The organism is Mitsuaria sp. MSU3D (genome assembly GCF_056867975.1).
In genome coordinates this window covers 2,030,016-2,052,315 of record NZ_CP200314.1, presented here as the reverse complement: position 1 = coordinate 2,052,315, position 22,300 = coordinate 2,030,016, and the positions used below count along the sequence as shown (strand labels likewise).

The 22,300-nt window shown below is 68.1% G+C and carries 19 protein-coding genes; 14 read left to right on the top strand and 5 right to left on the bottom strand.

Features of this window, described 5'->3' with window-relative positions; all coding sequences use genetic code 11:
- Positions 1-2: 2 nt before the first annotated feature.
- Together AC1VNM_RS08885 and AC1VNM_RS08880 are read left to right on the top strand one after the other, a co-directional pair.
- Positions 3-773 carry a DUF1828 domain-containing protein gene (locus AC1VNM_RS08885; protein ID WP_483106631.1) on the top strand — a complete coding sequence of 257 codons (771 nt, stop codon included), beginning with the start codon at positions 3-5 and terminating at the stop codon, positions 771-773.
- Positions 774-918: 145 nt separating this feature from the next.
- Positions 919-3,321 (top strand): TonB-dependent receptor plug domain-containing protein, encoded by a 2,403-nt coding sequence (locus tag AC1VNM_RS08880; protein WP_483106630.1) that lies wholly within the window; start codon positions 919-921, stop codon positions 3,319-3,321.
- 64 nt (positions 3,322-3,385) lie between these two features.
- On the opposite strand, the gene AC1VNM_RS08875 is transcribed toward AC1VNM_RS08880, so the two are convergent.
- The 4 genes from AC1VNM_RS08875 to AC1VNM_RS08860 form a co-directional block, all read right to left on the bottom strand.
- Entirely contained in the window at positions 3,386-3,778 is a 393-nt protein-coding gene (locus AC1VNM_RS08875) for a hypothetical protein (protein ID WP_431103897.1), read from the bottom strand.
- 50 nt (positions 3,779-3,828) lie between these two features.
- Complete coding sequence (locus tag AC1VNM_RS08870; protein ID WP_431103896.1) at positions 3,829-4,485, bottom strand: DUF4145 domain-containing protein; 657 nt, start codon at positions 4,483-4,485, stop codon at positions 3,829-3,831.
- A gap of 273 nt (positions 4,486-4,758) precedes the next feature.
- Complete coding sequence (locus AC1VNM_RS08865) at positions 4,759-5,499, bottom strand: LuxR C-terminal-related transcriptional regulator (protein ID WP_377154755.1); 741 nt, start codon at positions 5,497-5,499, stop codon at positions 4,759-4,761.
- 104 nt (positions 5,500-5,603) lie between these two features.
- On the bottom strand, positions 5,604-6,581 hold the full coding sequence (locus tag AC1VNM_RS08860) for an NADPH:quinone oxidoreductase family protein (RefSeq protein WP_377154757.1): 978 nt from the start codon (positions 6,579-6,581) through the stop codon (positions 5,604-5,606).
- A gap of 128 nt (positions 6,582-6,709) precedes the next feature.
- Here AC1VNM_RS08860 and surE point away from each other — a divergent pair, with 128 nt between their 5' ends.
- The 10 genes from surE to AC1VNM_RS08810 all read left to right on the top strand — a co-directional run bounded on the left by surE (position 6,710) and on the right by AC1VNM_RS08810 (position 19,993).
- A complete protein-coding gene (surE, locus tag AC1VNM_RS08855) occupies positions 6,710-7,465 on the top strand; it encodes a 5'/3'-nucleotidase SurE (protein ID WP_377154759.1) in 756 nt (251 codons plus the stop codon).
- Positions 7,462-8,307 carry a protein-L-isoaspartate(D-aspartate) O-methyltransferase gene (locus AC1VNM_RS08850; protein WP_377154761.1) on the top strand — a complete coding sequence of 282 codons (846 nt, stop codon included), beginning with the start codon at positions 7,462-7,464 and terminating at the stop codon, positions 8,305-8,307. Before surE ends, AC1VNM_RS08850 begins: the two co-directional genes overlap by 4 nt.
- 56 nt (positions 8,308-8,363) lie before the next feature.
- On the top strand, positions 8,364-9,251 hold the full coding sequence (locus AC1VNM_RS08845) for a peptidoglycan DD-metalloendopeptidase family protein (RefSeq protein ID WP_377154763.1): 888 nt from the start codon (positions 8,364-8,366) through the stop codon (positions 9,249-9,251).
- Positions 9,252-9,274: 23 nt separating this feature from the next.
- Positions 9,275-10,462: an RNA polymerase sigma factor RpoS gene (rpoS, locus tag AC1VNM_RS08840; protein WP_377154765.1), complete on the top strand. Its 1,188-nt coding sequence runs from the start codon at positions 9,275-9,277 to the stop codon at positions 10,460-10,462.
- Positions 10,463-10,506: 44 nt separating this feature from the next.
- Positions 10,507-12,012, top strand: a complete 1,506-nt coding sequence (rlmD, locus tag AC1VNM_RS08835) for a 23S rRNA (uracil(1939)-C(5))-methyltransferase RlmD (RefSeq protein ID WP_377154767.1) — start codon at positions 10,507-10,509, stop codon at positions 12,010-12,012.
- Positions 12,013-12,114: 102 nt separating this feature from the next.
- Positions 12,115-13,224, top strand: a complete 1,110-nt coding sequence (gene aroC / locus AC1VNM_RS08830) for a chorismate synthase (RefSeq protein ID WP_431103891.1) — start codon at positions 12,115-12,117, stop codon at positions 13,222-13,224.
- 71 nt (positions 13,225-13,295) lie between these two features.
- On the top strand, positions 13,296-14,489 hold the full coding sequence (locus tag AC1VNM_RS08825; protein WP_483106629.1) for an MFS transporter: 1,194 nt from the start codon (positions 13,296-13,298) through the stop codon (positions 14,487-14,489).
- Positions 14,490-14,748: 259 nt separating this feature from the next.
- Complete coding sequence (locus AC1VNM_RS08820; protein ID WP_377154773.1) at positions 14,749-15,912, top strand: efflux RND transporter periplasmic adaptor subunit; 1,164 nt, start codon at positions 14,749-14,751, stop codon at positions 15,910-15,912.
- A 38-nt stretch (positions 15,913-15,950) separates the two neighbouring features.
- Positions 15,951-19,199 carry an efflux RND transporter permease subunit gene (locus tag AC1VNM_RS08815; protein ID WP_483106628.1) on the top strand — a complete coding sequence of 1,083 codons (3,249 nt, stop codon included), beginning with the start codon at positions 15,951-15,953 and terminating at the stop codon, positions 19,197-19,199.
- A 116-nt stretch (positions 19,200-19,315) separates the two neighbouring features.
- Entirely contained in the window at positions 19,316-19,993 is a 678-nt protein-coding gene (locus tag AC1VNM_RS08810; protein ID WP_483106627.1) for a hypothetical protein, read from the top strand.
- 8 nt (positions 19,994-20,001) lie between these two features.
- Here AC1VNM_RS08810 and gntR read toward each other — a convergent pair whose 3' ends face one another.
- Positions 20,002-21,027, bottom strand: coding sequence for an HTH-type transcriptional regulator GntR (gene gntR, locus AC1VNM_RS08805; RefSeq protein ID WP_483106626.1), 1,026 nt, complete (start codon positions 21,025-21,027; stop codon positions 20,002-20,004).
- Between the two features lie 191 nt (positions 21,028-21,218).
- Between gntR and AC1VNM_RS08800 the strand changes: the two genes are divergently transcribed.
- Together AC1VNM_RS08800 and AC1VNM_RS08795 are read left to right on the top strand one after the other, a co-directional pair.
- Positions 21,219-21,767 carry a gluconokinase gene (locus AC1VNM_RS08800; RefSeq protein WP_431103885.1) on the top strand — a complete coding sequence of 183 codons (549 nt, stop codon included), beginning with the start codon at positions 21,219-21,221 and terminating at the stop codon, positions 21,765-21,767.
- Positions 21,764-22,297 (top strand): TRAP transporter small permease, encoded by a 534-nt coding sequence (locus AC1VNM_RS08795; RefSeq protein WP_483106625.1) that lies wholly within the window; start codon positions 21,764-21,766, stop codon positions 22,295-22,297. Before AC1VNM_RS08800 ends, AC1VNM_RS08795 begins: the two co-directional genes overlap by 4 nt.
- The last annotated feature ends 3 nt before the right edge of the window (positions 22,298-22,300 follow it).

Genomic DNA, 22,300 nt, shown 5'->3' with positions numbered 1-22,300 from the left:
ACATGACTGTCGCGGACATTCAAGAACGACTATGCAAATTGATGTGCCTGGAGGTACGGGTCGTCGAGCGACGTGGACAACTTGTGGTCTCCCTGCCGTTCGAGGGCCGGGATGGCGATCACCTCGTCGCGCACTTGAAGCACCAGGGCGATCGCTGGCGGATCAGCGACCGGGCGAACACGTTGATGCGACTGAGCTACGAGAACGATCTCTCGAAACTGCTGAGCGGCGCACGCGGCAAGCTGTATGAACAGGTACTGCGTGAGTCCGGCATCGCTGAAGACGACGGAGAACTGTTTGTCATCGTCGACGCCGATGACCTGGCCCGCGGTCTGTTCCGACTCGGGCGTGGCATGTCGCGACTTGAGGACTTGGGACTGTGGAGTCGGGGGCGGGTCGAATCGACCTTTTACGATGACCTGAATTCGGTCCTGCGCGACGTTGTCGGACGTGAGCGATTGATCAGGGACTACGTCGATCCGGACGTGCCCGAGAGCGACAACTATCTCATCGACTTCTTCGTTCAAGGGATTCATGCACCGTTGTACGTGTTCGGTGTCAAAGGCGCGGACAAGGCGCGATTGACGACCATCACCCTCCAGCACCTGAAGGCACATGCAGGGAGTTTCGACTCTCTGGTGGTCGTCAATGATCTGGGCGACATCACCAAGCCTGATATCGAGCGCTTGGCGAAGGTGGCGAACGACATGGTGTTTGGACTCGACGACACCTGCGCCATTCGCGAGAAGATCGATCACCGGCTTCGCGCCTGATGTTGAGATCGGCGCTTGAGCATCGATCGGGAGCCAAGGCGATTTCAGTGTTTGCATGAGCATGTGCGCGGAGCTTCGTTGGCCGGGCACGCCAACGCCCGCAGGCTATTGGGTTGTCGTGACTGATGAATCCCCGAAAGCCCCCATGTCCCTTCGTTCGTCCTTCCGCCCGCTGATCTCCGGAATCCCGCTGAGCGCCGTGGCGCTCGCCGCCATCGCCAGCCTCGCGTCCGCCGTCCAGGCCCAGACTCAAACTCAGCAGGCGTCGGCGCCGGCCGCCGCCTCCGGCGATCAACTCCAGCAGGTCGTCGTCACCGGCACCCGTCGCGTGAATCGCACGGTCGCGGAGTCGGAATCGCCCGTCGACGTCCTCAGCGTCGCCGACCTGCAGCGCACCGGCACCTCCGAACTCGCGACCGCGCTCGGCCAGTTGCTGCCGTCGCTGAACTTCCCGCGTCCGTCGCTGACCGACGCCTCCGATGCCGTGCGGCCCGCCCAGTTGCGCGGGCTCTCGCCCGACCAGACCCTCGTGCTGATCGACGGCAAGCGCCGCCACACCACCGCCGTGGTCAACATCAACAGCACGCAGGGCCGCGGCTCCGCGCCGGTGGACCTGAACACGATCCCGTTCGCCGCGATCGAGCGCGTCGAGGTCCTGCGCGACGGCGCCGCCGCGCAATACGGCTCCGATGCGATCGCGGGCGTGATCAACATCGTGCTGAAGAAGGGCGCCAAGGGCGGCAGCGTCAACGCCGAGGTCGGCCAGACCGATGCGGGCGACGGCTTCCGCCACACCGAGGCGGCCAGCGCCGGCTTCGCGCTCGGACAGGACGGATGGGTGCGCTTCGCGCTCGAGAACCGCCATCAGCAGCGCACCAACCGCGCCGGCGTCGACACGCGCGACGCGGCGACCGAGCCCCGCTTCGGCCAGGTCAACAACCGACTCGGCGATCCGGACAGCCATCAGCAGTCCGCGGTGATCAACGCCGAGGTCGCGCTGACCGGCAGCCTGCAGGCCTATGCCGTCGCCACGCTCAGCCATCGCGACACGGTCTCCGCTGCGTTCTGGCGCACCCGCGCGACGGCTGTCGCCAACAACGTCGCCGGCCTGTACCCCGAGGGCTTCCTGCCGTTGCAGGACAGCACCACGGTCGACACCGGCATCGTCGCCGGCGTGCGCGGTGAGTTGGCCGGATGGTCCTGGGACGCGAGCGTCAACCATGGCCGCAACCGCTTCGACATCGACGTGGCCAACACGGCCAACTACTCGCTCGGCAACGCGAGCCCGACGCGCTTCGATGCCGGTCGACTCAGCAACCAGCAGACGGTGCTGAACCTGGACCTGTCGCGCGAGGTCGACCTCGGTCTGGCCGCGCCGTGGACTTTGGCCCTCGGCGCCGAGGCCCGTCGCGAGCGCTACGAGATCGATGCCGGTGAACCGGCGTCGTACCAGAGCGGCGGCGCTTCCGGTTTCCCCGGCTTCCAGCCGAGCAACGCCGGCGCGCATTCACGCCATGACATCGCCGCCTACGCGAGCCTCGAAGGCCAGGTGACGAAGGCCTTCAGCGCCTCCGCCGCGCTGCGAGCCGAGCACTACAGCGACTTCGGCAATGCGACCTCGGCGAAGCTGTCCGGCCGCTACGTGTGGTCCCCGGCCGTGGCGCTGCGCGGCACGGTGTCCACCGGCTTCCGCGCGCCGTCGCTGGCGCAGCAGTACTTCGCCACCACCTCGACCAACCTGATCAACGGCGCGCTGGTCGATGCCGGCACCTTCCCGGTGGAATCGGCGGCCGCGGCGGCGCTGGGCGCCAAGCCGCTGAAGGCGGAGAAGTCGCGCAACCTGAGCCTCGGCCTGCTGTTGCAGCCGCTGGCGCAATGGCAGACCACGGTCGACGTCTACCAGATCGACATCGACGACCGCATCCTGCTGTCGGCCAACCTGACGCTGCCCGCCGCGCTCCGCAACCAGTTGGCGGCGCAAGGTGTGCTGGTCAGCGCGGGGCGTTACTTCACCAATGCGCTGGACACGCGCACGCGCGGCGTGGACGTCGTGAGCACCTGGCAGCAGGATTGGGGTGGCGCGGGCCGCGGGCAGTACACGGTCGCGTACAACCACAACAAGAACTCGATCCGGCATGTCGACGACAACCCGGCGATCCTCACGGCCAACAACCTGGAGCTGATCGACCGCGTCTCGCTGGCGCGCGCCACGATCGGGTCGCCGAAGGACAAGCTGGTGCTCGGCGCCGAGCACCGCTGGGGACCGTGGATCGGCCGCGCGGCGGCGAGCCGTTACGGCAGCTTCGTGATCCGCCAGTCCAATGCGGCCAACGATCAAACCTTCGGGCCGGCGTGGCTGCTCGATCTGTCGGCGGGGTGGGAGCAGGGCGCCTGGTCGCTCAGCGCTGGCGTCGACAACGTCACCAACCGCTACCCTGATCGAGTGATCACGCCGAACGCCGTCGGCGGGATCCTGGCCTACAACCAGTTCTCGCCGTTCGGGGCGAACGGGCGGCAGTACTACGCGAAGGCGGGGTATCGGTGGTGAGCGCGCGGCGTCGGCAATCGCCGGCGTTGTCGCCCGACCGGAACATCGTGCGTCAGGTTGTCACTCAATCGGACAAGTCGACGGGGACTGCGACGGCGAGCGCACGGAAGTCGAGGCCGGCAATGATCTCTTGAAGTCGAGCCATGGGGTCGCCGCCTTCTTGATACCAGCGCAATGTCAACACGCGCTGCGTCGATGCTTCGAAATCGATCTGATCAGCAACGACAGCCTCCCAGCGCTCGTTCGGGCCCCACACCGCGTGACGACTGTCAATCGCTGCAAGCTCGCGCTCGATCTCGTCGATCGCGTGAACCAGGTGACCTGGCTGTTCCATCCATTTCCTGCCCATCACAACGCGCCACTTCCGTTCGAGGTAGGGGTTGCCCTCGATCACTCCGTCGTGGGTGTTCCTGGCAGTGACGGAGAGCAGGTGAACGGCATAGCCGTTGACGTCCAAGGTACTACGCATGCGTGGGTCAGGGTTAGAAGCGCAATGACGATCTCGGGTTACAGGTCGCCAACCAGCGCCTCGACGCCCGCGACCATTGCCCTAGCGTCCTGCTCAGAGTAATCGGTCCACTTGCCGTGCGCGGCCTTGTTTCCGATGTCGGCCCATGCTGTAACTTGCTTCTGCTTGACCATGTTGTACGCACCTGCTCGACAGAGGTCGGCGTTCATCTTGTCTAGCTTTCCTTCGGGCACGCCAAATCTCGCGGCCAGGTCCTTGAGAGAAGACTCAAGCGCAACCCTGGCCAGAATGCATGCGGGATCTTTGTAGCCTGCTGAGAGCAGGTCTCGCGATTGGCTAAGAGCGTCGGCAAGCACCTCGGCTTTTGCGAGCGTCCTCAAGTGAAACAGGTAGCCGCCTTCATAGTCCTCCTTCGCCGCGCTAAAGATGGCAAAGCTGTCCTTGCATTCCGAAAGCCATCCTTGGAACGCACTGTAGTGCTCAGCGAAGTTTCGGTAGTGAACGCTTTCGTCTCCAAAGGTCCGGTGCAACAGATTGAGGACATTGGTTGCCCATGCCTTGTATGCATCTGTGGGGACGGTAAAGACCTGACGGCCCTCATGCGAGGTGAAGTCCAGTTGCTTGGCAGCGATAACAGCTTCCCCCTTTTGTTTGAGTTCTTCGAAGCGGCGCGTGACGACTGGATCGAGATGCATGGAGCGAATCGACAGGCAGTTGCGATGAACGATCCTATGCGATGCAGTGCGCGCCTCGCTTAGTCAATGCCGCTCTATCCGCTATAAGGAAGAGGCGACCCAGTGTGAGAGTCTTCATGTGAGCAATCCATGTCCTGCCACGCCAAACGCATACCGTGAGAGGCTCCTGCTCTCACCCCTGGAGGCGCGTTGCTCTCACCGTTCGGCGCCTTCGAGGCAGGCATTGATGGAACTGGAATCAAGCGGGCCAAAGCCCTTGCCTTCACAGGCAATTCAGACCAGCCCTTGCTTCGACGCCAGCACCGCCGCTTCCGCGCGGCTCGACACATTGAGCTTCTTGTAGATGCTCTTGATGTGGTCGTTGACGGTGAACCACTTGATGCCCATCAGGTTCGCGATCTCCTTGATCGTGAACCCCTTGCTGAGGTAGGTCAGCACCTCGTTCTCGCGCGGGGTCAGGCGTTCCCATTCGGGCACCGGATCCAGCGTGACGCCGCGCGTGCTGGGCGTGGCCGTGGACGTCAGGCTGCCGAAGCCGGAGTTCAGTCCCATCGGACCGGAATCGCCGGTCGATCCCGGACGGAAGTGCGACAGCAGCCGGCGCGCGATCGCCGGCGACAGCGGCGGCTGGCCGCGCACGATGCGCTGCAGCTCTTCCACCAGCACCTCGAAGCGGTCTTCCTTCAGCAGGTAGCCGTCCGCACCGCGCTGCAGGGCAGGGAAGAGGTGGTCATCGTCCGAATAGAGCGTGGTGACGATCTTGACCGCCGGCTTGCCGGCGAGCTCGCCCAAGAACTCCATGCCGTTGCCGTCCGGCAGTTCCAGATCGATCATGATCAGCTTGTAGCCCGTGGCGGGCGACTCGGCCTCCACCTTGGCCAGCTGGCGGCGCGCGCCTTCCAGGTCGCCGGCCTCGGTGATCTCCATGCCGTCGCTGAAGCTTTCACGCACCACGCGGCACAGGAAGCTGCGGGCGACGGGGTTGTCTTCGACGATGAGAACTTTGACGGCCATGGTGTGGGGAGCGATAGCTGGCCGCATCCTAGCAGCGCCCCCCGGGCTTGCATGCCCCGTGAAACAGGGTGTCGCCGGACGATCGTCCGGCGGTCGACGGACGGTCAGCCGTTGACGACCACCAGCTTGCCCACCACCTGCCGCGAGGCCATGCGCTCGAAGGCCTTGGGCAACTCCTCCATCGGCAGGACCTGGTCGATCACCGGGCGGATCTTGCCGGCCGCGTACCACTGCGCCAGCGTCATCATCATCGCGGCGTTGCGCTTGGGTTCGCGCTTCGCGAACTCTCCCCAGAAGACGCCGACCAGCGAGGCCCCCTTCAGCAGCGCCAGGTTCAGCGGCAGCGCCGGGATGCTGCCCTGCGCGAATCCGACCACCAGGTAACGCCCGCGCCAGCCGATCGAGCGGAACGCCGCCTCGGCCAGGTCGCCGCCGACGGGGTCGTAGATGACGTCCGGGCCCTTGCCCTCGGTCAGCGCCTTGATCTCGTCACGCAGCGAGCCGCTCGCGTAGTTGATCGTGGCATCGGCGCCGATCTCGCGGCAACGCGCGCATTTCTCGTCCGACGAGGCCGCCGCGATCACGCGCGCGCCGGCCGCCTTCGCGATCTGGATCGCCGCCGTGCCGACGCCGCCCGCCGCGCCCAGGATCAGCACCGTCTCGCCGGCCTGGAGCGCGGCGCGGTCGATCAGCGCATGGTGGCTGGTGGCATAGGTGCAGATGAAGGCCGCGGCGTCCTCGAAGGGGAAGCCGGGCGGCAGCGGCAGCGCCAGCGCGGCGGGCACCAGCGCCTCGGTGCCGAAGCCGCCGGTGCCGGTGAAGGCCGCCACCGCGTCGCCCGGCTTGAAGCCGGTCACGCCGTCGCCGACCGCCTCGACGATGCCGGCGAACTCGGTGCCCGGCACGAAGGGCAGCGGCGGCTTCATCTGGTACTTGTTCTGGACGATGAGCAGGTCGGGGAAGTTCAGGCTCGCCGCCTTGATCGCCACCTTCAGCTGGCCGGGGCCGGGCTGCGGGGAGGGCAGCTCCTTCCACTGCAGCGCCTCGACGCCGACCGGGTTCTCGCACAGCCATGCCTTCATGTCTCGTCTCCTCTTTCTGATGGATCCGCCAATCGTCGCGGGGTGGTCCAGGGGTCGCCGGGCGCATGATAGGCAGCACGGGTGGACCCTCGCGTCACCGGGGTGACGGCCTGCCTACAATGCCGTCCATGCGCATCCTCATCGCCAACGACGACGGCTATCTGGCCCCCGGTCTTGCCGCCCTGGTCCGTGCCTGCGAAGGGCTCGGCACGGTGGAAGTCATCGCCCCGGAGCAGAACGCCAGCGGCACGTCCAACTCGCTCACGCTGCACCGGCCGCTGTCGGTGTACACGTCCTCCAACGGTTATCGCTACGTCAACGGCACGCCGTCCGACTGCGTCCACCTGGCCCTGACCGGGCTGCTGGACTACAAGCCCGACCTGGTGCTGTCCGGCATCAACAACGGCGCCAACATGGGCGACGACACGCTCTATTCGGGCACCGTCGCCGCCGCGACCGAGGGCTACCTCTTCGGCGTGCCGTCGATCGCCTTCTCGCAGGTCGAGAAGGGCTGGGGCGACCTCGATGCCGCCGCCGCCGTCGCGCGCGCGCTGGTCCAGGACGTCATCGCCGGCGGACTGGGTCAGCCCTTCCTGCTCAGCGTCAACATCCCGAACCGTGCCGACGCCGCTTCGCTGCCGCGCCGCATCACACGCCTGGGACGACGCCACGCCAGCGAGGCCACGATCCAGCAACGCAGCCCGCGCGGCGAGATGATCTACTGGATCGGCCCGGCCGGCGCCGAGCGCGAAGCGGGCGAGGGCACCGATTTCCACGCGACCGCCAACGGCGCCGTGTCGGTCACGCCGCTGCAGGTCGACCTCACCGAGCACGCGACGCTGGGCCACTGGCGCCAGCAACTGCAGACCGACGGCCGTCCATGACCTCTCTGCCGCCCCGGCCCAAGCGCTTTCCGCTGTCGCTGGACAAGCTCGGAGCGACCCGCCCGGGAGCGCCCGGCGCGGCCGCGGCCGCCGAGGCGCGCGAGCCGCTCAAGCCGCAGGGCCATTGGCAGCAGGCCGCCGCCATCAAGGCCCGGCAGACGACGCCGATCGGGCTGGGCCTCGATTCGGCCGGGGTGCGCCAGCGCATGGTCGAGCGGCTGCGCCGCGAAGGCCTGTCCGACGAGCGCGTGCTGCAGGCGCTGGCCACGGTGCATCGCCATCACTTCGTCGACTCCGCGCTCGCCACCCAGGCCTACGAGGACACCAGCCTGCCGATCGGCCACGGGCAGACGATCTCCAAGCCGTCCGTCGTCGGGCGGATGATGGCGCTGATGCTCGACGCGCCCGGGGCGCGGCAACGCGGCCATCTGGGCAAGGTGCTCGAGATCGGCACCGGCTGCGGCTACCAGGCGGCGCTGCTGATGCAGTTGTCGAAACAGGTCGTGTCGGTCGAGCGGCTGCGGCCGCTGCACGACAAGGCGCGCGCCAACCTCGTGGGGCATCACCAGATCCGGCTCGTCTACGGCGACGGCATGCTCGGCCATCGGCCGTCGGCCCCGTACGACAGCATCATCTCCGCCGCCGGCGGCGACGACATCCCGCAAGCCTGGCTGGACCAGCTCGCGCCCGGCGGCCGGCTGGTGGCGCCGATGACCGCGCCCAGCGGCCGGGGGCAAGTCCTGGTCCTGATCGATCATGTCCGCGACGCCGCGGGCTCGCGTTTCCTGCGCAGCCTGCATGAGGCCGTCCTGTTCGTACCCCTAAAATCAGGCGTCCTGTAGCGCGCCAGCCCGACTGTGGCTTCCGCGCTTCGGCTTTCCAAATGACAACTTCGCGCATGCAACAACTCTTCCGTTCCCCGCTGCTCTGGGTCTCCGTGGCGGTGCTCGCGCTCACGGGCTGCCAGAACACCCCGCACCGCGCGCCGGTGGAGGACCGTCCTGTCGGCAAGGCGACTGCGCCGGCCATTCCTGGCACGGCAGTCACGCCCGCCCCGGAATCGAAACCGCTGCCCGGCGCCGAGAACGCCGGCAAGCCCGGTTACTACACCGTCAAGCCCGGCGACACGCTGATCCGCATCGCGATGGACAACGGCCAGGGCTGGCGCGACGTGGCGAGATGGAACGGCATGGACAACCCCAACCTGGTCGAGGTGGGTCAGGTCTTGCGCGTGATTCCGCCGGGCCTCGACCCGAACGCGGCGACGACCCGGCCGCTGACGACTTCCAAGGTGGAGACGCGTCCGCTGGATGGCAAGTCCCCGGCTCCGGCGACGACGACCGCCGCGGCCGCGTCTTCCTCCTCGCCCGCCAGCGGCGCCGCGACGCCCGCCGCGCCGGCCGTCACCAAGGACGACGACGACATCAGCTGGGGCTGGCCCGCGTCCGGCGCGGTGGCCGCGGGCTTCGACGAGGTCCGCAACAAGGGCATGGCCTTCTCCGGCAAGGCCGGGGATCCGGTCTTCGCCGCCGCCGATGGCCGCGTGATGTATGCGGGCGCGGGGTTGCGCGGATACGGCAACATGATCATCATCAAGCACAGCACGAACTATCTGACGGCTTACGCGCATAACCAGACCCTGCTGGTGAAGGAGGACCAGGTGGTGCGCAAGGGCCAGAAGATCGCAGAGATGGGTTCCAGCGACGCGGATTCGGTGAAGCTGCACTTCGAAGTGCGCAAGCAAGGCAAGCCGATCGATCCGTCCAAGTTGTTGCCCGCGCGCTGAGGCGCTCAAGGAGGCGCCGCAACATGACCTTGCATCGCGCCTCTTCGACTGACGGACTTCTGCCCGACGGCCTGGATCGACCCGTTCATCCCGGCCGCTTCAAGCTGCCGCCCGAGCTGGCGGTGGACGGTCACGATGTCGCGCAGGCTGCCGGCAATGATGCCGGTCATGACGACGGCCTCGACCCTCACGACGGCGACGAACGCGAACACGCCGCGCGCGACGACGCTGACGCGCCCGGTGCGGCGGAGGTCGCGACCGATGACGACGACGAGGTCCGCGTCCTGCGCAGCGTCGAATCCGAGGACGGCAAGGGCAAGTCCAAGTCCGGCAAGGGCGATCTCGGACCCGCCGACGGCGACGCCACCAACGCCCTGCAGGCCTACCTGCGCGACATCCGCCGCACGCCGCTGCTGACGCCGCAGGAGGAGTACGACACCGCCGTGAAGGCGCGCGCCGGCGACTTCGAGGCGCGGCAGGCGATGATCGAGCACAACCTGCGCCTGGTCGTCAGCATCGCCAAGAACTACCTGGGCCGCGGCCTGCCGATGAGCGATCTCATCGAGGAAGGCAACCTCGGCCTGATGCACGCGATCGGCAAGTTCGAGCCCGAACGCGGCTTCCGTTTCTCGACCTACGCCAGCTGGTGGATCCGCCAGGCGGTGGAGCGCGCGCTGATGCATCAGGCGCGGCTGGTGAGGCTGCCGGTGCACATCGTGCGCGAGCTCAACCAGGTGCTGAAGGCGCGCCGCGCGCTGGAGGCGGTCGCGGCGCAGCGCGGCGGCGAAGGCGGCGTGCGCGCCGAGGACGTCGCCCAGGCGCTCGGACGGCCGGTCGACGAGATCGCCGAGCTGCTGGCCTATGCGGAGCTGCCGAGCTCGCTCGATTCTCCGGTCGACCGCAACGGCGAGGGCGGCGAATCGATGCTGGACCTGGTCGCGGACGAGCAGGCCGTCGATCCGGCGGGACATCGGCTGAGCCATGAGCTCGAGGACCTGCTCAAGAGCGGTCTGGCCTCGCTCAGCGACCGCGAGCGCGAAGTGCTCGCCGGTCGTTACGGCCTCGCGGACCGCGAGCCCGAGACGCTGGACATCCTGGCCGTGCGGCTCAGCCTGACGCGTGAGCGCATCCGGCAGATCCAGATCGAGGCGCTGGCCAAGCTCAAGCGCAACATGATGCGGCAGGGCATCAGCCGCGATTCGATCTTCTGAGCGCGGACCGGCTCCCCCCGACGGCGCTGGGATAATGCGCCCCCATGACTGATGTATCGGAATGGCTGAAGGTCGACTCGCTGGACCTTGAAGCGCAGGGCGTCGCCCACAACAGCGAAGGCAAGGTGGTGTTCATCGAGGGCGCCTTGCCTGGCGAGGAAGTCCAGGTCACCGTCGGCCGCAAGAAGAACAAGTGGGAGCAGGCCGCGATGGTCGCGATGCGCCGCGAGAGCTCGCAGCGCGTGCGCCCGGTCTGCCCGCATTTCGGCCTGCATCCCGGCGCCTGCGGCGGCTGCAAGATGCAGCACCTGCATCCGGGCGCCCAGGTCGCCGTCAAGCAACGCGTGCTGGAGGACAACCTCTGGCACCTCGGCAAGGTCAAGGCCGAGGCGCTGCTCCGTCCGATCGAGGGCCCGGCCACCGGCTACCGCTATCGCGCGCGCCTGTCGGTGCGCTACGTGCCGAAGAAGGGCCACGTGCTGGTCGGCTTCCATGAGCGCAAGAGCCGCTACATCGCCGACATGCAGGTCTGCAAGGTCTTGCCCGAGAAGATCAGCGCGATGCTGATGCCGCTGCGCGAGCTGGTCGGCGCCATGGACGCGCGCGACCGGCTGCCGCAGATCGAGCTCGCCATCGGCGATACCGACGGCACGCAGGTCATCGCGCTGGTGCTGCGCCACCTGGAGCCGCTGAGCCCGGGAGATGTCGCGAAGCTGCGCGCGTTCGCGGCGGAGCATGGCGTGCAATGGTGGCTGCAGCCCAAGGGGCCGGACACGGTGCACCTGCTCGACGCGGGCGGACCCGAGCTGGCCTACACGCTGCCGGAGTTCGGCGTGCTGATGCCCTTCAAGCCGACCGACTTCACGCAGGTCAACCACCACATCAACACGGTGCTGGTCGGTCGCGCGCTGCGCCTGCTGGGCGTGCAGTCGGGCGAGCGCGTCATCGACTGGTTCTGCGGCCTGGGCAACTTCACGCTGCCGCTGGCCACGCAGGCGCGCGAGGTGCTGGGCATCGAAGGCAGCGAGGCGCTGGTGCAGCGCTCGCGCGAGAACGCGGCGCGCAACGGCCTCGATCACAAGGCGAGTTTCGTCGCCCGCAACCTGTTCGAGATGACGCCGCAACTGCTGGCCGCCGACGGCGTGTCCGACCGCTGGCTGATCGATCCGCCGCGCGAAGGCGCGTTCGCGCTCGTGAAGGCGCTGGCGGATCTGGTCAAGGATCCGTCGCTGGCGCCGGGCTGGACGCCGCCGGAGCGCATCGTCTACGTGTCGTGCGCCCCGTCGACGCTCGCGCGCGACGCGGGCCTGCTGGTCCACGTGGCCGGCTACCGCTGCACGAAGGCGGGCGCGGTCAACATGTTCCCGCACACGGCGCACGTCGAATCGATCGCGGTCTTCGAGCGCGATCCCGACGCGCAGGCGCGCATCGCGCGCGGCGAGGTGGCGGCCGTCGTCATGGCGGATGTCATGGCCGGCGCCGATGCGCAGACGCTGGCCGATGCGGGCGCGGACGCATCGTCATCTCCGAGCGCTGAGTTGACTGCTTAATGAGGTCGCAATGTCGGAGACGGGGCGCATGACGAGCCGCGAGGGCAGGGGCCGCTCGTAGAATCGACGGCTTCGGTTTCTCCCGCCTTGGCAGGTTCCCAGATGTCCGGCAGCACTTTCGGCAGCTTGTTTCGCGTCACCAACTTCGGCGAGAGCCACGGTCCGGCCATCGGCTGCGTGATCGATGGCTGTCCGCCGGGACTGGCGCTGTCGGTGGCGGACATCCAGCCCGAGCTGGACCGTCGCCGTCCGGGCACCTCGCGCCACGTGACGCAGCGCCAGGAACCCGACCAGGTCGAGATCCTGTCCGGCGTCTACGAGGGCCTGACCACCGGCACGCCGATCTGCCTGCTGATCCGCAACGTGGACCAGCGCAGCAAGGACTACGGCAACATCCTCGACACCTTCCGCCCGGGCCACGCCGACTACACCTACTGGCGCAAGTACGGCTTGCGCGATCCGCGCGGCGGCGGGCGGTCGTCGGCGCGGCTGACGGCGCCGATGGTGGCGGCCGGCGCGGTCGCCCGCAAATGGCTGCAGCAGGAGCTCGGCATCGGTTTCCGCGGCTGCATGACGGCGCTCGGCGAGATCGACCTGGCCTTCGAGGGCTGGGAACACGTCGGCCAGAACCCGTTCTTCGCCGCCAATGTCTCGCAGATCCAGGCGCTCGAGGACTACATGGACGCGCTGCGCAAGGACGGCGACTCGGTCGGCGCGCGGCTGATGGTCGAGGCGACCGGCATGCCGGCCGGTCTGGGCCAGCCGCTGTTCGACAAGCTCGACGCCGACATCGCCTACGCGATGATGGGCATCAACGCGGTCAAGGGCGTCGAGATCGGCGCCGGCTTCGAGAGCGTGCGCCAGCGCGGCAGCCAGCATGGCGACGAGCTGACGCCCGCGGGCTTCGCCAGCAACAACGCCGGCGGCGTGCTGGGCGGGATCTCGAGCGGCCAGGACCTGCGCGTGTCGATCGCGATCAAGCCGACCAGCTCGATCCGCACCCCCAAGGCCTCGATCAATCGCGCGGGCGAGCCGACCACGGTCGAGACCTTCGGCCGCCACGATCCCTGCGTGGGCATCCGCGCGACGCCGATCGCCGAGGCGATGCTGGCGCTGGTCGTCATCGACCACGTGCTGATGGACCGCGCGCAATGCGCGGACGTCGAGCTCCCGATCCCCGCCATCGCCGGCCAGCGTCCGACCGCTGAATGAGCGTTGGATGAGCGGCGGATGAGCAGTGGATGGCTGGTGGAACGCGGCGGTGAATCTTCGGCGAATGACCGGTGACTGACAGCCGCCGCGTGCTGCGCGCAAGCGCGCTGCTCGGCTGCGCCTACTACGGCAGCATCGGGCTCTTCAACCCGTTCGCGCCGCTCTGGTACAAGTCCCTCGGCCTGCCGGTCGTCGCGATCGGGCTGTTGGTGTCCATGCAGAGCTGGACGCGGCTGTTCGCGCCTTATCTCTGGGGCCTGGTGGCCGATCGCAGCGGGCGGCGCGTTGAACTGATCCGCGCCGCAGCGCTCGCCTGCTGGGTCAGTTCGCTCGGCTTGTTGCTGACCTCCTGGTCTTCGGACGTGCCGCCGGTCATCGGGCTGACGCTGGTCGTCTTCCTGATGTACTTCTTCAACGCCTGCGTGACGCCGCTCAACGAGGCCTTGATCGCGCATGAACTCGCCGCCAGCGGCGGCATGGATCCCAAGCGATACGGCCGCGTGCGCCTCTGGGGCTCGGTCGGTTTCCTGGCGACCGTCGTCGGTGGGGGCTGGTGGTTCGACTGGGCGGGGATGTCGGTGTTCCCGTGGACCATCGTCGTCGGACTGTCGGCCCTGGTCATCGCCGCCTGGCGCCTGCCCAAGCGCGCGGCCATCCAGCACGACGCCGCCGAGCCGGTCTCCATCGCCGACACGCTGCGCCGGCCCGAGGTCGGCTGGTTCTTCCTCGGCATGTTCTTCACCGTGCTCGCGCACACGGCGATCTACGCGTTCTACAGCCTCTACCTGGACCGGCTCGGATACGGCAAGGGGCAGGTGGGGGCGCTGTGGGCGGTGTCGGTCGCGGCGGAGATCTGCTGGTTCGCGTTCCAGGGCCGCTGGGTGCGGCAGCACCATCTGCACCACTGGCTGGTCGCCGCCGCGCTGCTGGCGGCGCTGCGCCTGGCCGGCACGGCGTGGCTGGGCGCGAGCCTCGCCGCCATGGTGCTGCTGCAGTGCTGCCATGCCGTCACCTTCGCGGCGCAGCACACCGCCTGCATCGGCTTGATCGGGCGCTACTTCCCGGGTCGTCTGCAGGGCCGCGGGCAGGCGCTCTACGCGGTGCTCGGCTACGGCGTCTCGGGCGTGCTCGGCAGCCTGGGCGGTGCGTGGCTGGCTGAAAGTCATGGGTACGCCGCCTGCTTCTGGGCCGCCTCGCTCTTCGCGCTCGTCGGCGCCTGGAGTCATTGGCGCTGCGCCCGGCGCGATCCGCTGCACGCGGTCTGACGCTATCGCCACGGCGACGCTGAGAGAGGAAAACTCAGCGGTTTCCAAGAGCGCGTCATCGCGCATCAATGTCATTCCATCGGGCCGACCCGCCATCCGTCCTCGGCCGCGCCAATTTCAGTCCCGGAGAAAAGCAGGCCATGACGCGCAATCTGCAATTCGTCGCGTCCGGCCATCGCATCAATTTGGGGATTCCTACACTCCGCCGCATTCAAGGATCATCAATTGGGTGATCCCGTGTCGACGGATGGGGGAGATCATGCGCAAGCAATGGTGGTTGGGTGGTGTGGCGGTGGCGGTCCTCGCGGGCGGCGCCGGTGTGTACGCCACGAGCGGGGGCAGCGCTCCCGCCGCGAAGAAGGACGAGGCCAAACCCGCCCTGGAGTTCCAGGCCGGCGAGATCGTCAAGCCGTCGATGGCGCCGATGCCCGGTGTCATCGAGTTCTCCGGCCCGCTGGTCGCGCCGAACACGGTGATCGTCCGCGCCAAGGCCTCGGGCAGCCTGGACCGCCTCGCGGTCGCCGAAGGCAGCCGCGTGAGCGCCGGCCAGTCGCTGGGCCAGCTGGACCTGGAGGAGCTGCGCCACAAGGTCGCCGAGCGCAACGCCAGCGTCGAGGCGATGCAGGCCATGTACGAGCAGTCCGAGCGCCAGTACAAGGCCAACCAGGGCCTGGCGGCGCAGAACTTCATCGCGCCGACGGCGCTGGACAACTCCCGCGCCCAGCTCGAATCGGCGAAGGGCCAGATGCTGTCCGCCAAGGCGCAGCTTGGCACGAGCGAGGTGCTGCTGCGCCAGGCCGCGCTGGTCTCGCCGATCAACGGCATCGTCGCCAAGCGGCACACGCTGCCCGGCGAGAAGGTGGCCGCCGAGCAGCCGGTGCTGACCATCGTCGACCTGTCCAAGCTCGAACTCGCCGGCCTGGTCGGCATGCACGAGGTCAGCAAGCTGTCGCCCGGCATGACGGTGCAGCTGAGGATCGAAGGTTTCGACGATCCGGTGACGGCCCGCATCGCGCGCATCTCGCCGGCGGCCGAGCCCGGCACGCGGTCGATCGGCGTGACGCTGTCGCTGGACAACCCCGGCGAGCGTTTCCGCGCCGGCCAGTACGCGGTCGCCCGCGTGGAACTGGCCGACGACAAGCCGCGCCTGACGGTGCCGGTGACCGCGATCGGCGCGGTGTCCGGCCAGGAGCATGTCTGGCTGATCGAGAAGGGCACGCTGGTGCGCCGCATCGTGACGACCGGCCGCCGCGATCCGCGTGAGGGCCGCGTCGAGATCCTCGCCGGCGTGACGCCGCAGTCGCAGGTGCTGGGCGCGCGCTTCGACAACCTCAAGGAAGGCGAGCGCGCCGAGATCCGCGTGCCGAAATCGGGGGTGGCCAGCGTGGCCAGCGCCGCCGCGAGCGGCAGCGCCGCTCAGTAAGCACAACAACAAGAACAACTTCTGCCGAGGAGCTTCCCATGTGGATGACCCGCGTCTCGATCCGCAACCCCGTCTTCGCCACCATGGTCATGGTCGCGCTGTGCGTGCTGGGGCTGGTCGCCTATTCCAAGCTGGGCGTCGAGCAGTCGCCCGACATCACCTTCCCCGGCGCGCAGATCGACATCCAGTACCCCGGCGCCTCGCCCGAGGCCGTCGAGCGCGAAGTGGCCAAGCCGCTCGAGGAGGCGCTCAACACCATCGCCGGCGTGGAGCGCGTGCAGTCGCGCAGCTTCGAGGGCCGCGTGCAGACCTCGGTCGAGTTCTCGCTGAACGCCGACATGAACCGCGGCATGCAGGAGATCCGCGACCGCGTCGCGATCGCGCAGGCGCAGTTCCCGCGTGACGTGAAGCCGCCGATGGTGCAGCGCTTCCAGGGCGAGAACGCGCAGCCGATCATCGTGGCCGCGCTGATGAGCTCGAACCGCACGCTGCGCGAGCTCTCGATGCTGGCCGACCTGACCGTCTCCAAGCGCCTGGGCCGCGTCGAGGGCGTGGCCAAGGTGGACGTCGGCGGGATGGCCGTGCGCGAGGTCCGCATCGACCTCGACCCGACGCGCCTGCGCGCCTACAACATCACCCCGGCGGAGATCTCCACCGCGCTGAACGCGGCCAACACCGACGCGCCGGTGGGCCTGATCTCCAACCGCTACGACGACGCGATGCTGCGCGTCGAGGGCAAGGTGAAGGATCCGAAGCAGTTCGTGAACGTCGTCGTCGCGCGCCGCGGCGACTTGGCGCTGACGCTCGGCGACCTGGGCACGCTCAGCGAGCGCGAGCGCGAGCTCGATTCCATCGCCCGCATCAACGGCCAGCCGGCCGTGACCTTCAACATCTTCAAGCAGCAGGATGCCAACATCGTCCAGACCGGCGAGGCGGTGAAGGTCGCCGTCGAGGAACTGCGCAAGACGCTGCCCAAGGACATGGAGCTGCGCCTGGTCTACGTCAACAGCGACTTCGTGAAGCACTCGCTCGACGGCCTGCGCCACACCCTGATCGAGGGCGCGCTGCTGACCATCGCCATCGTGTTCCTGTTCCTGCACAGCTGGCGCTCGACCATCATCACCGGGCTGACGCTGCCGATCTCGGTGATCTCCAGCTTCATCGCGATCTACGCCTTCGGCTTCACGCTGAACTTCATGACGATGATGGCGCTGAGCCTGTGCATCGGGCTGCTGATCGACGATGCGATCGTCGTGCGCGAGAACATCGTGCGCCACGTCGGCATGGGCAAGGACCACCACAGCGCGGCCGAGGACGGCACCAACGAGATCGGCCTGGCCGTGATGGCCACGACCTTCGCGATCTGCGCGGTGTTCGTGCCGGTCGCGTTCATGGGCGGCATCGTCGGCAAGTTCTTCTATCCGTTCGGCATCACCGTCGCCGTCGCGGTGCTGGTGTCGCTGTTCGTGAGCTTCACGCTGGATCCGATGCTGTCGTCGGTGTGGCCCGATCCGCCCAGCACCTACGTCAAGAAGGTGCCCGTCATCGGCCACCTGATCCGCGCCACCGACGCCGGCATGGACCTGCTGCACACGGTCTACGAGAAGACGCTGCGCTGGGTGTTCTCGCCGCGCCGCTTCCGGTTCCCGCTGCCGGCCTTCGGCCGTCCGTTCGGGGCCGATGGGCAACGCCTGAAGCAGGCGCCGCGCCGGCTGCGCATGGCGACGATCACGCCGCGCGGCATCGTCGCGTGGTCGGGTGTCGGCAGCTTCGTGCTGGCGATCCTGCTGGTGCCCGCGGTGGGCAGCGAGTTCCAGCCGCAGATCGACCAGGGCTTCACCCACCTGACGCTGCGCATGCCCGTGGCCACCAGCCTGGAGCGCGGCGAGGCCAAGGTCCGGCAGGTCGAGGAGATCCTCGCGACCTTCCCGGAGATCAAGACCGTCGCGACCGTCGTCGGAAGCAGCGGCGAAGGCCTGGCGACCGGCCGCAACCAGGCCAACCTGGACATCGCGCTGGTCGATCGCAAGCAACGCAAGCGCACGCAGACGCAGGTCGAGGACGCGATCCGCGCCGAGATTGCGCGCATCCCCGGCGTCGAGGTCAGCGTCGGCTTCAACCGGCCGGTGTGGGTGACCATCCTCGGCTCTGATCCGGAGGTGCTGACGCAGGTGGCCAAGGACTTCGCGGAGAAGGTCAAGAAGATCAAGGGCGCCGTCGACGTCGACACCACCGTCAAGCCCGGCCTGCCGGCCTTCGCGGTCAAGCTGCGCGACAACGCGGTGCGCGAGCTGGGGCTGAACGCGGTGCAGGTGGCCTCGTCGCTGCGCGCTTATGTCAACGGCGACATCGCCACCTACTGGACCACGCCCGACGGCAACCAGGTCGAGGTGCTGCTGCGCCTGCCCAAGGCGCAGCGCCAGAGCATCGAGCAGATGCGCAACCTGCCGGTGGCCTTCGCCAAGGACGGTTCGCCGATCTCGCTGGAGCAGGTCGCGACGATCGAGCCGGTGTTCAACCCCGAGGTGATCCGCCGCCAGAACCTGCAGCGCCGCGAGGCGGTCTACGCCGGCGTGCAGGGACGCCCGGGCGGCGACGTCAACGCCGACGTGCAGAAGCTGATCAGGGAGACGCAACTGCCCCCGGGCATCAGCTTCATGGTCGACGGCGACGGCAAGCAGCAGGCCGAAGCCTTCAACGGCCTGCTGATCGCGATGGGCCTGGCGCTGATCTTCATCTACATCGTGCTGGCCAGCCAGTTCGGCAGCTTCGTGCAGCCGATCGCGATCATGGCCTCGTTGCCGCTGGCCTTGATCGGCGTCATGGTGGCGTTGCTGCTCTGGAAGACGACGCTCAACATCTTCTCGATGATCGGCCTGGTGATGCTGATGGGCCTGGTGACGAAGAACGCGATCCTGCTGGTCGACTTCGCCAACCACCTGCGCAAGGACCAGAGCCTGTCGGTGCCCGAGGCGCTGCTGCAGGCGGGCCTGATCCGGATGCGGCCGATCATCATGACGACGGCGGCGATGGTGTTCGGCATGCTGCCGATGGCGATCGCGCTCAACGAGGGCGGCGAGATCCAGGCCCCGATGGGCCGCGCGATCATCGGTGGCGTGATCACGTCGACCCTCCTGACGCTGGTGGTGGTGCCGGTGATCTATTCGTACCTGGTGCGGGGCCGCAAGGTGTTCTCGGCGGTGGATGCCGATGCGACGCCCGACACGTCCGGCCCGGATCAGGCGGTCGTGATGCCTGTCACGCCGGCGCCTGGAATCGCGGATTGAGACTGCACCAATGAGTTGGTCGACATCGCCGGATGACTCATTGAGGCTGTGGTGTCTCTCAAGGCGGGCGGGCAGATTAGCGGCATCGTGTTCAACGCGCTCTGCCGCCGCCTCCCGTGTCCACGTCGCCGCCCAACCCGCCGATCGCGCTGCTGCGCCGCTCCTCGTCGACACGTGAGTTCCGCGCGGCGTTCGCGCCGTGCGTTTCCGCGCCGCGCGCCGCCACCCCGGCGGCCAACGACGCTGATTTCAAGGCCGGAGAACAGGATCACGCCGTCCTGCGCCTGCGCGACCTCCACATCGTGCCCACGCCGCTGTTCTTCGCGATGCTCGCCTGCGCCATGCCGCTGCTGATGCTGGGGTTGACGGCGCACTCGCTCGAGTCGGCGACGGTCGGCGCGCTGCTGCTGGGTACCGCGCTGGGATGCCTGTGGCACGGCGTGCAGACGCTCAGGGGCCTCGAACTGCGCTGCGGCTCGCCGCTGCCTTGTTTTGCGGGGGACGAGGTGATGGTCGATCTCGACGTGATCAATCCCTCCGGCCGCTCGCGGTGGGACATCGTCGTATCGCTCGTCAGGACCGCGACGCCGTCGGCGAGCTGCTGGATCGATGTGTCATCGCGCGCGCGCCGGCAGGTGCTGATGCCGCTGGTGGCAGACGGTCAGGGCCGGCAGGCGTTGCCGCTGATCCGGTTCGAGACCCGGCATCCGTTCGGCCTCGTCCGCGTCAGCGCGTTCTGGGCACCTCGCAGGCATCTGCTGGTGAGCGAGCGGCCGGCGCTGTCACCCGTCTGACAAGGCGCTCAGCAGCTCTCTCGCAGGACCAGTTGGAAGCCCAGGTCCATGCAGACCTCGGGCACCGCCTCGTTGCGCATCAGTGCCACGAGCATCCGTGCCGCCTCCAGGCCGATCTCCCGTCTCGGCGTCCTCACGGTGCTCAGCGGCGGCAGCATCTGGTCGCCGCCGGTCAGGTCGTTGAACCCGACGACGGCCACGCGTTCCGGCACTTTCACGCCCTGGCGCAGCGCCTGCAGGAGCGCGCCTTGAGCCAGGTCGTCGTTGTTGAAGAAGATCGCATCGACGTCGGGGGCTTCGCGCAGCACGCGTTCGAACATCGTCGCGCCCAGCGCCAGCGATGAGGGCGCGGCATCCATGAACTCCAGCGCCGGATCGTGCGCCGCGCCGAGTGCCGCGCGATACCCTTCGGCGCGTTGCAAGGTGCGCGGATCCAGCTGCGCCGCAGCGAAGGCGATCCGGCGGTAGCCGCGCCGGACCAGTTCAGCCGTCATCGCATGGCCGGCGGCCTGCTGGGAGAAGCCGACCGAATGCAGGCCCGTTTCCCCGCGGTTCTCCATCACATGGACGAAGGGCACGCCGCTGCCCTGGAGCAGGGCACGGGAGGCGTCCGTGCGGTCGAAGCCGGTGACCAGCAGCCCGGCGGGCCGGTTCATGAGGTAGGTGCGCAGCAGCGCTTCCTCTTCCTCCGGGTGGTAGTGCGTGACGCCGATCAGGCTCTGGTAGCCGGCGGCCAGCAGCGTGCGCTGGGCCGCGTCGAGCAGGTCCACGAACAGCGCGTTCGACAGCAACGGGATCAGCACCACGACCTGGTTGCTGCGCGACGAGGCCAGCGCGCGCGCGGCCGGATCGGGCACATAGCCGAGTTGCGCGACGGCGGCGGTGACGCGCTCGACCAGCTCGGCGGCCACGCTGCGCTCGCCGCGCAGCGCGCGCGACGCGGTGATCGGGCTGACGCCGGCGGCAAGCGCGACGTCTTGCAGCGTGGCGCGACCGGTGGCGCGCCGGCGCTTGGAGGAGGGCAGGGAACTCATTGGTCGGGAGGATAGCGCTGTCCTCCTGGGAAGCCGCGCACCTCGATACCCCGCGTAATCCCTGATCTGGTGCCTCCATGCACCATCTAAGATAGCGCTATCCCGTCTGCTTCCCTGTGCGACGAGGACTCGACGGCGAACCGGTTCATCCGATCGCCGTCTCTTTTCAGACTTCGGGATAGCGCTATCCAATGACTTCGCCGACCGTCACCGCCGCCTCGACCGCCGCCCGCGCCATCGTCGTGATGGGCGTTGCCGGTTGCGGCAAGACCAGCGTCGGACAGGCGCTCGCTCAATCGCTTGGCTGGACGTTCATCGAAGGCGACGCGCACCACGCACCAGCGTCGATCGCCAAGATGCAAGCCGGTCAGCCGCTCACCGATGAGGACCGCTGGGGCTGGCTGGAGCGGCTCGGTCAGATGCTCGCCGAGCAGTCGCCGGTCGTCCTCAGCTGCTCCGCGCTCAAGCGGGCGTATCGCGACCGTCTGCGTCGTGCATGCCCGGCGCTGCGCTTCGTGTTCATCGACATCGATCGAGCACTGGCGCTCCAGCGCGTCGCCGATCGCGCTGACCGACACTTCTTCTCGACCACGCTGGTCGACAGCCAGTTCGCCACCTTGGAATCGCCCATCGGCGAACCCGGTGTCATCACCGTGCCCGCCGCCCTGACGCTGGCGGAACAGGTCGATCAGGCGCTCGCGCTGCTGATCCCGAACAACAATCAGGAGACCGGACCATGACGCCCCCCGCATCGGACGCTCCCGCCACCACGGCGGCCCCCGCGCGACGCTCCCGCCTGCAGACCCTCAGCGAAGCCGCGATGGCGCTGTGTCTGGCCGTGATGGCGCTTGCGGTGTTCATCAACGTCGTGCTGCGCTACGGCTTCGGCAGCGGCATCAACGCGAGCGAGGAACTCTCGCGCCTGCTCTTCGTCTGGATGGTCTTCATCGGCGCCACCGCCGCCTATCCGCTCGGCGAGCACATGGCCTTCACCAGCCTGTTGCTGCCGCTGCGCAAGAAGCCCGCCGCGTTGCGCGTCATCACCGCCGTGATCCGCATCGCCGTCATCGCCGCGGCGGCCCTGGTGGGGTGGGGCGCGTGGCAGCAGGTCGTCGTCGGCCTGGACAGCCGGTCGGTCGTGCTGGGCTATTCCAACGCGCTGTTGCCGTTGCCGGCGCTGCTGTCCTGCGGCGCGATCGCGCTCATGGCCGTGTGGGAGTTGATCCGGAACAAACCGATCGATCTCGACCACGAGTCGGACGTCGAATAAGGG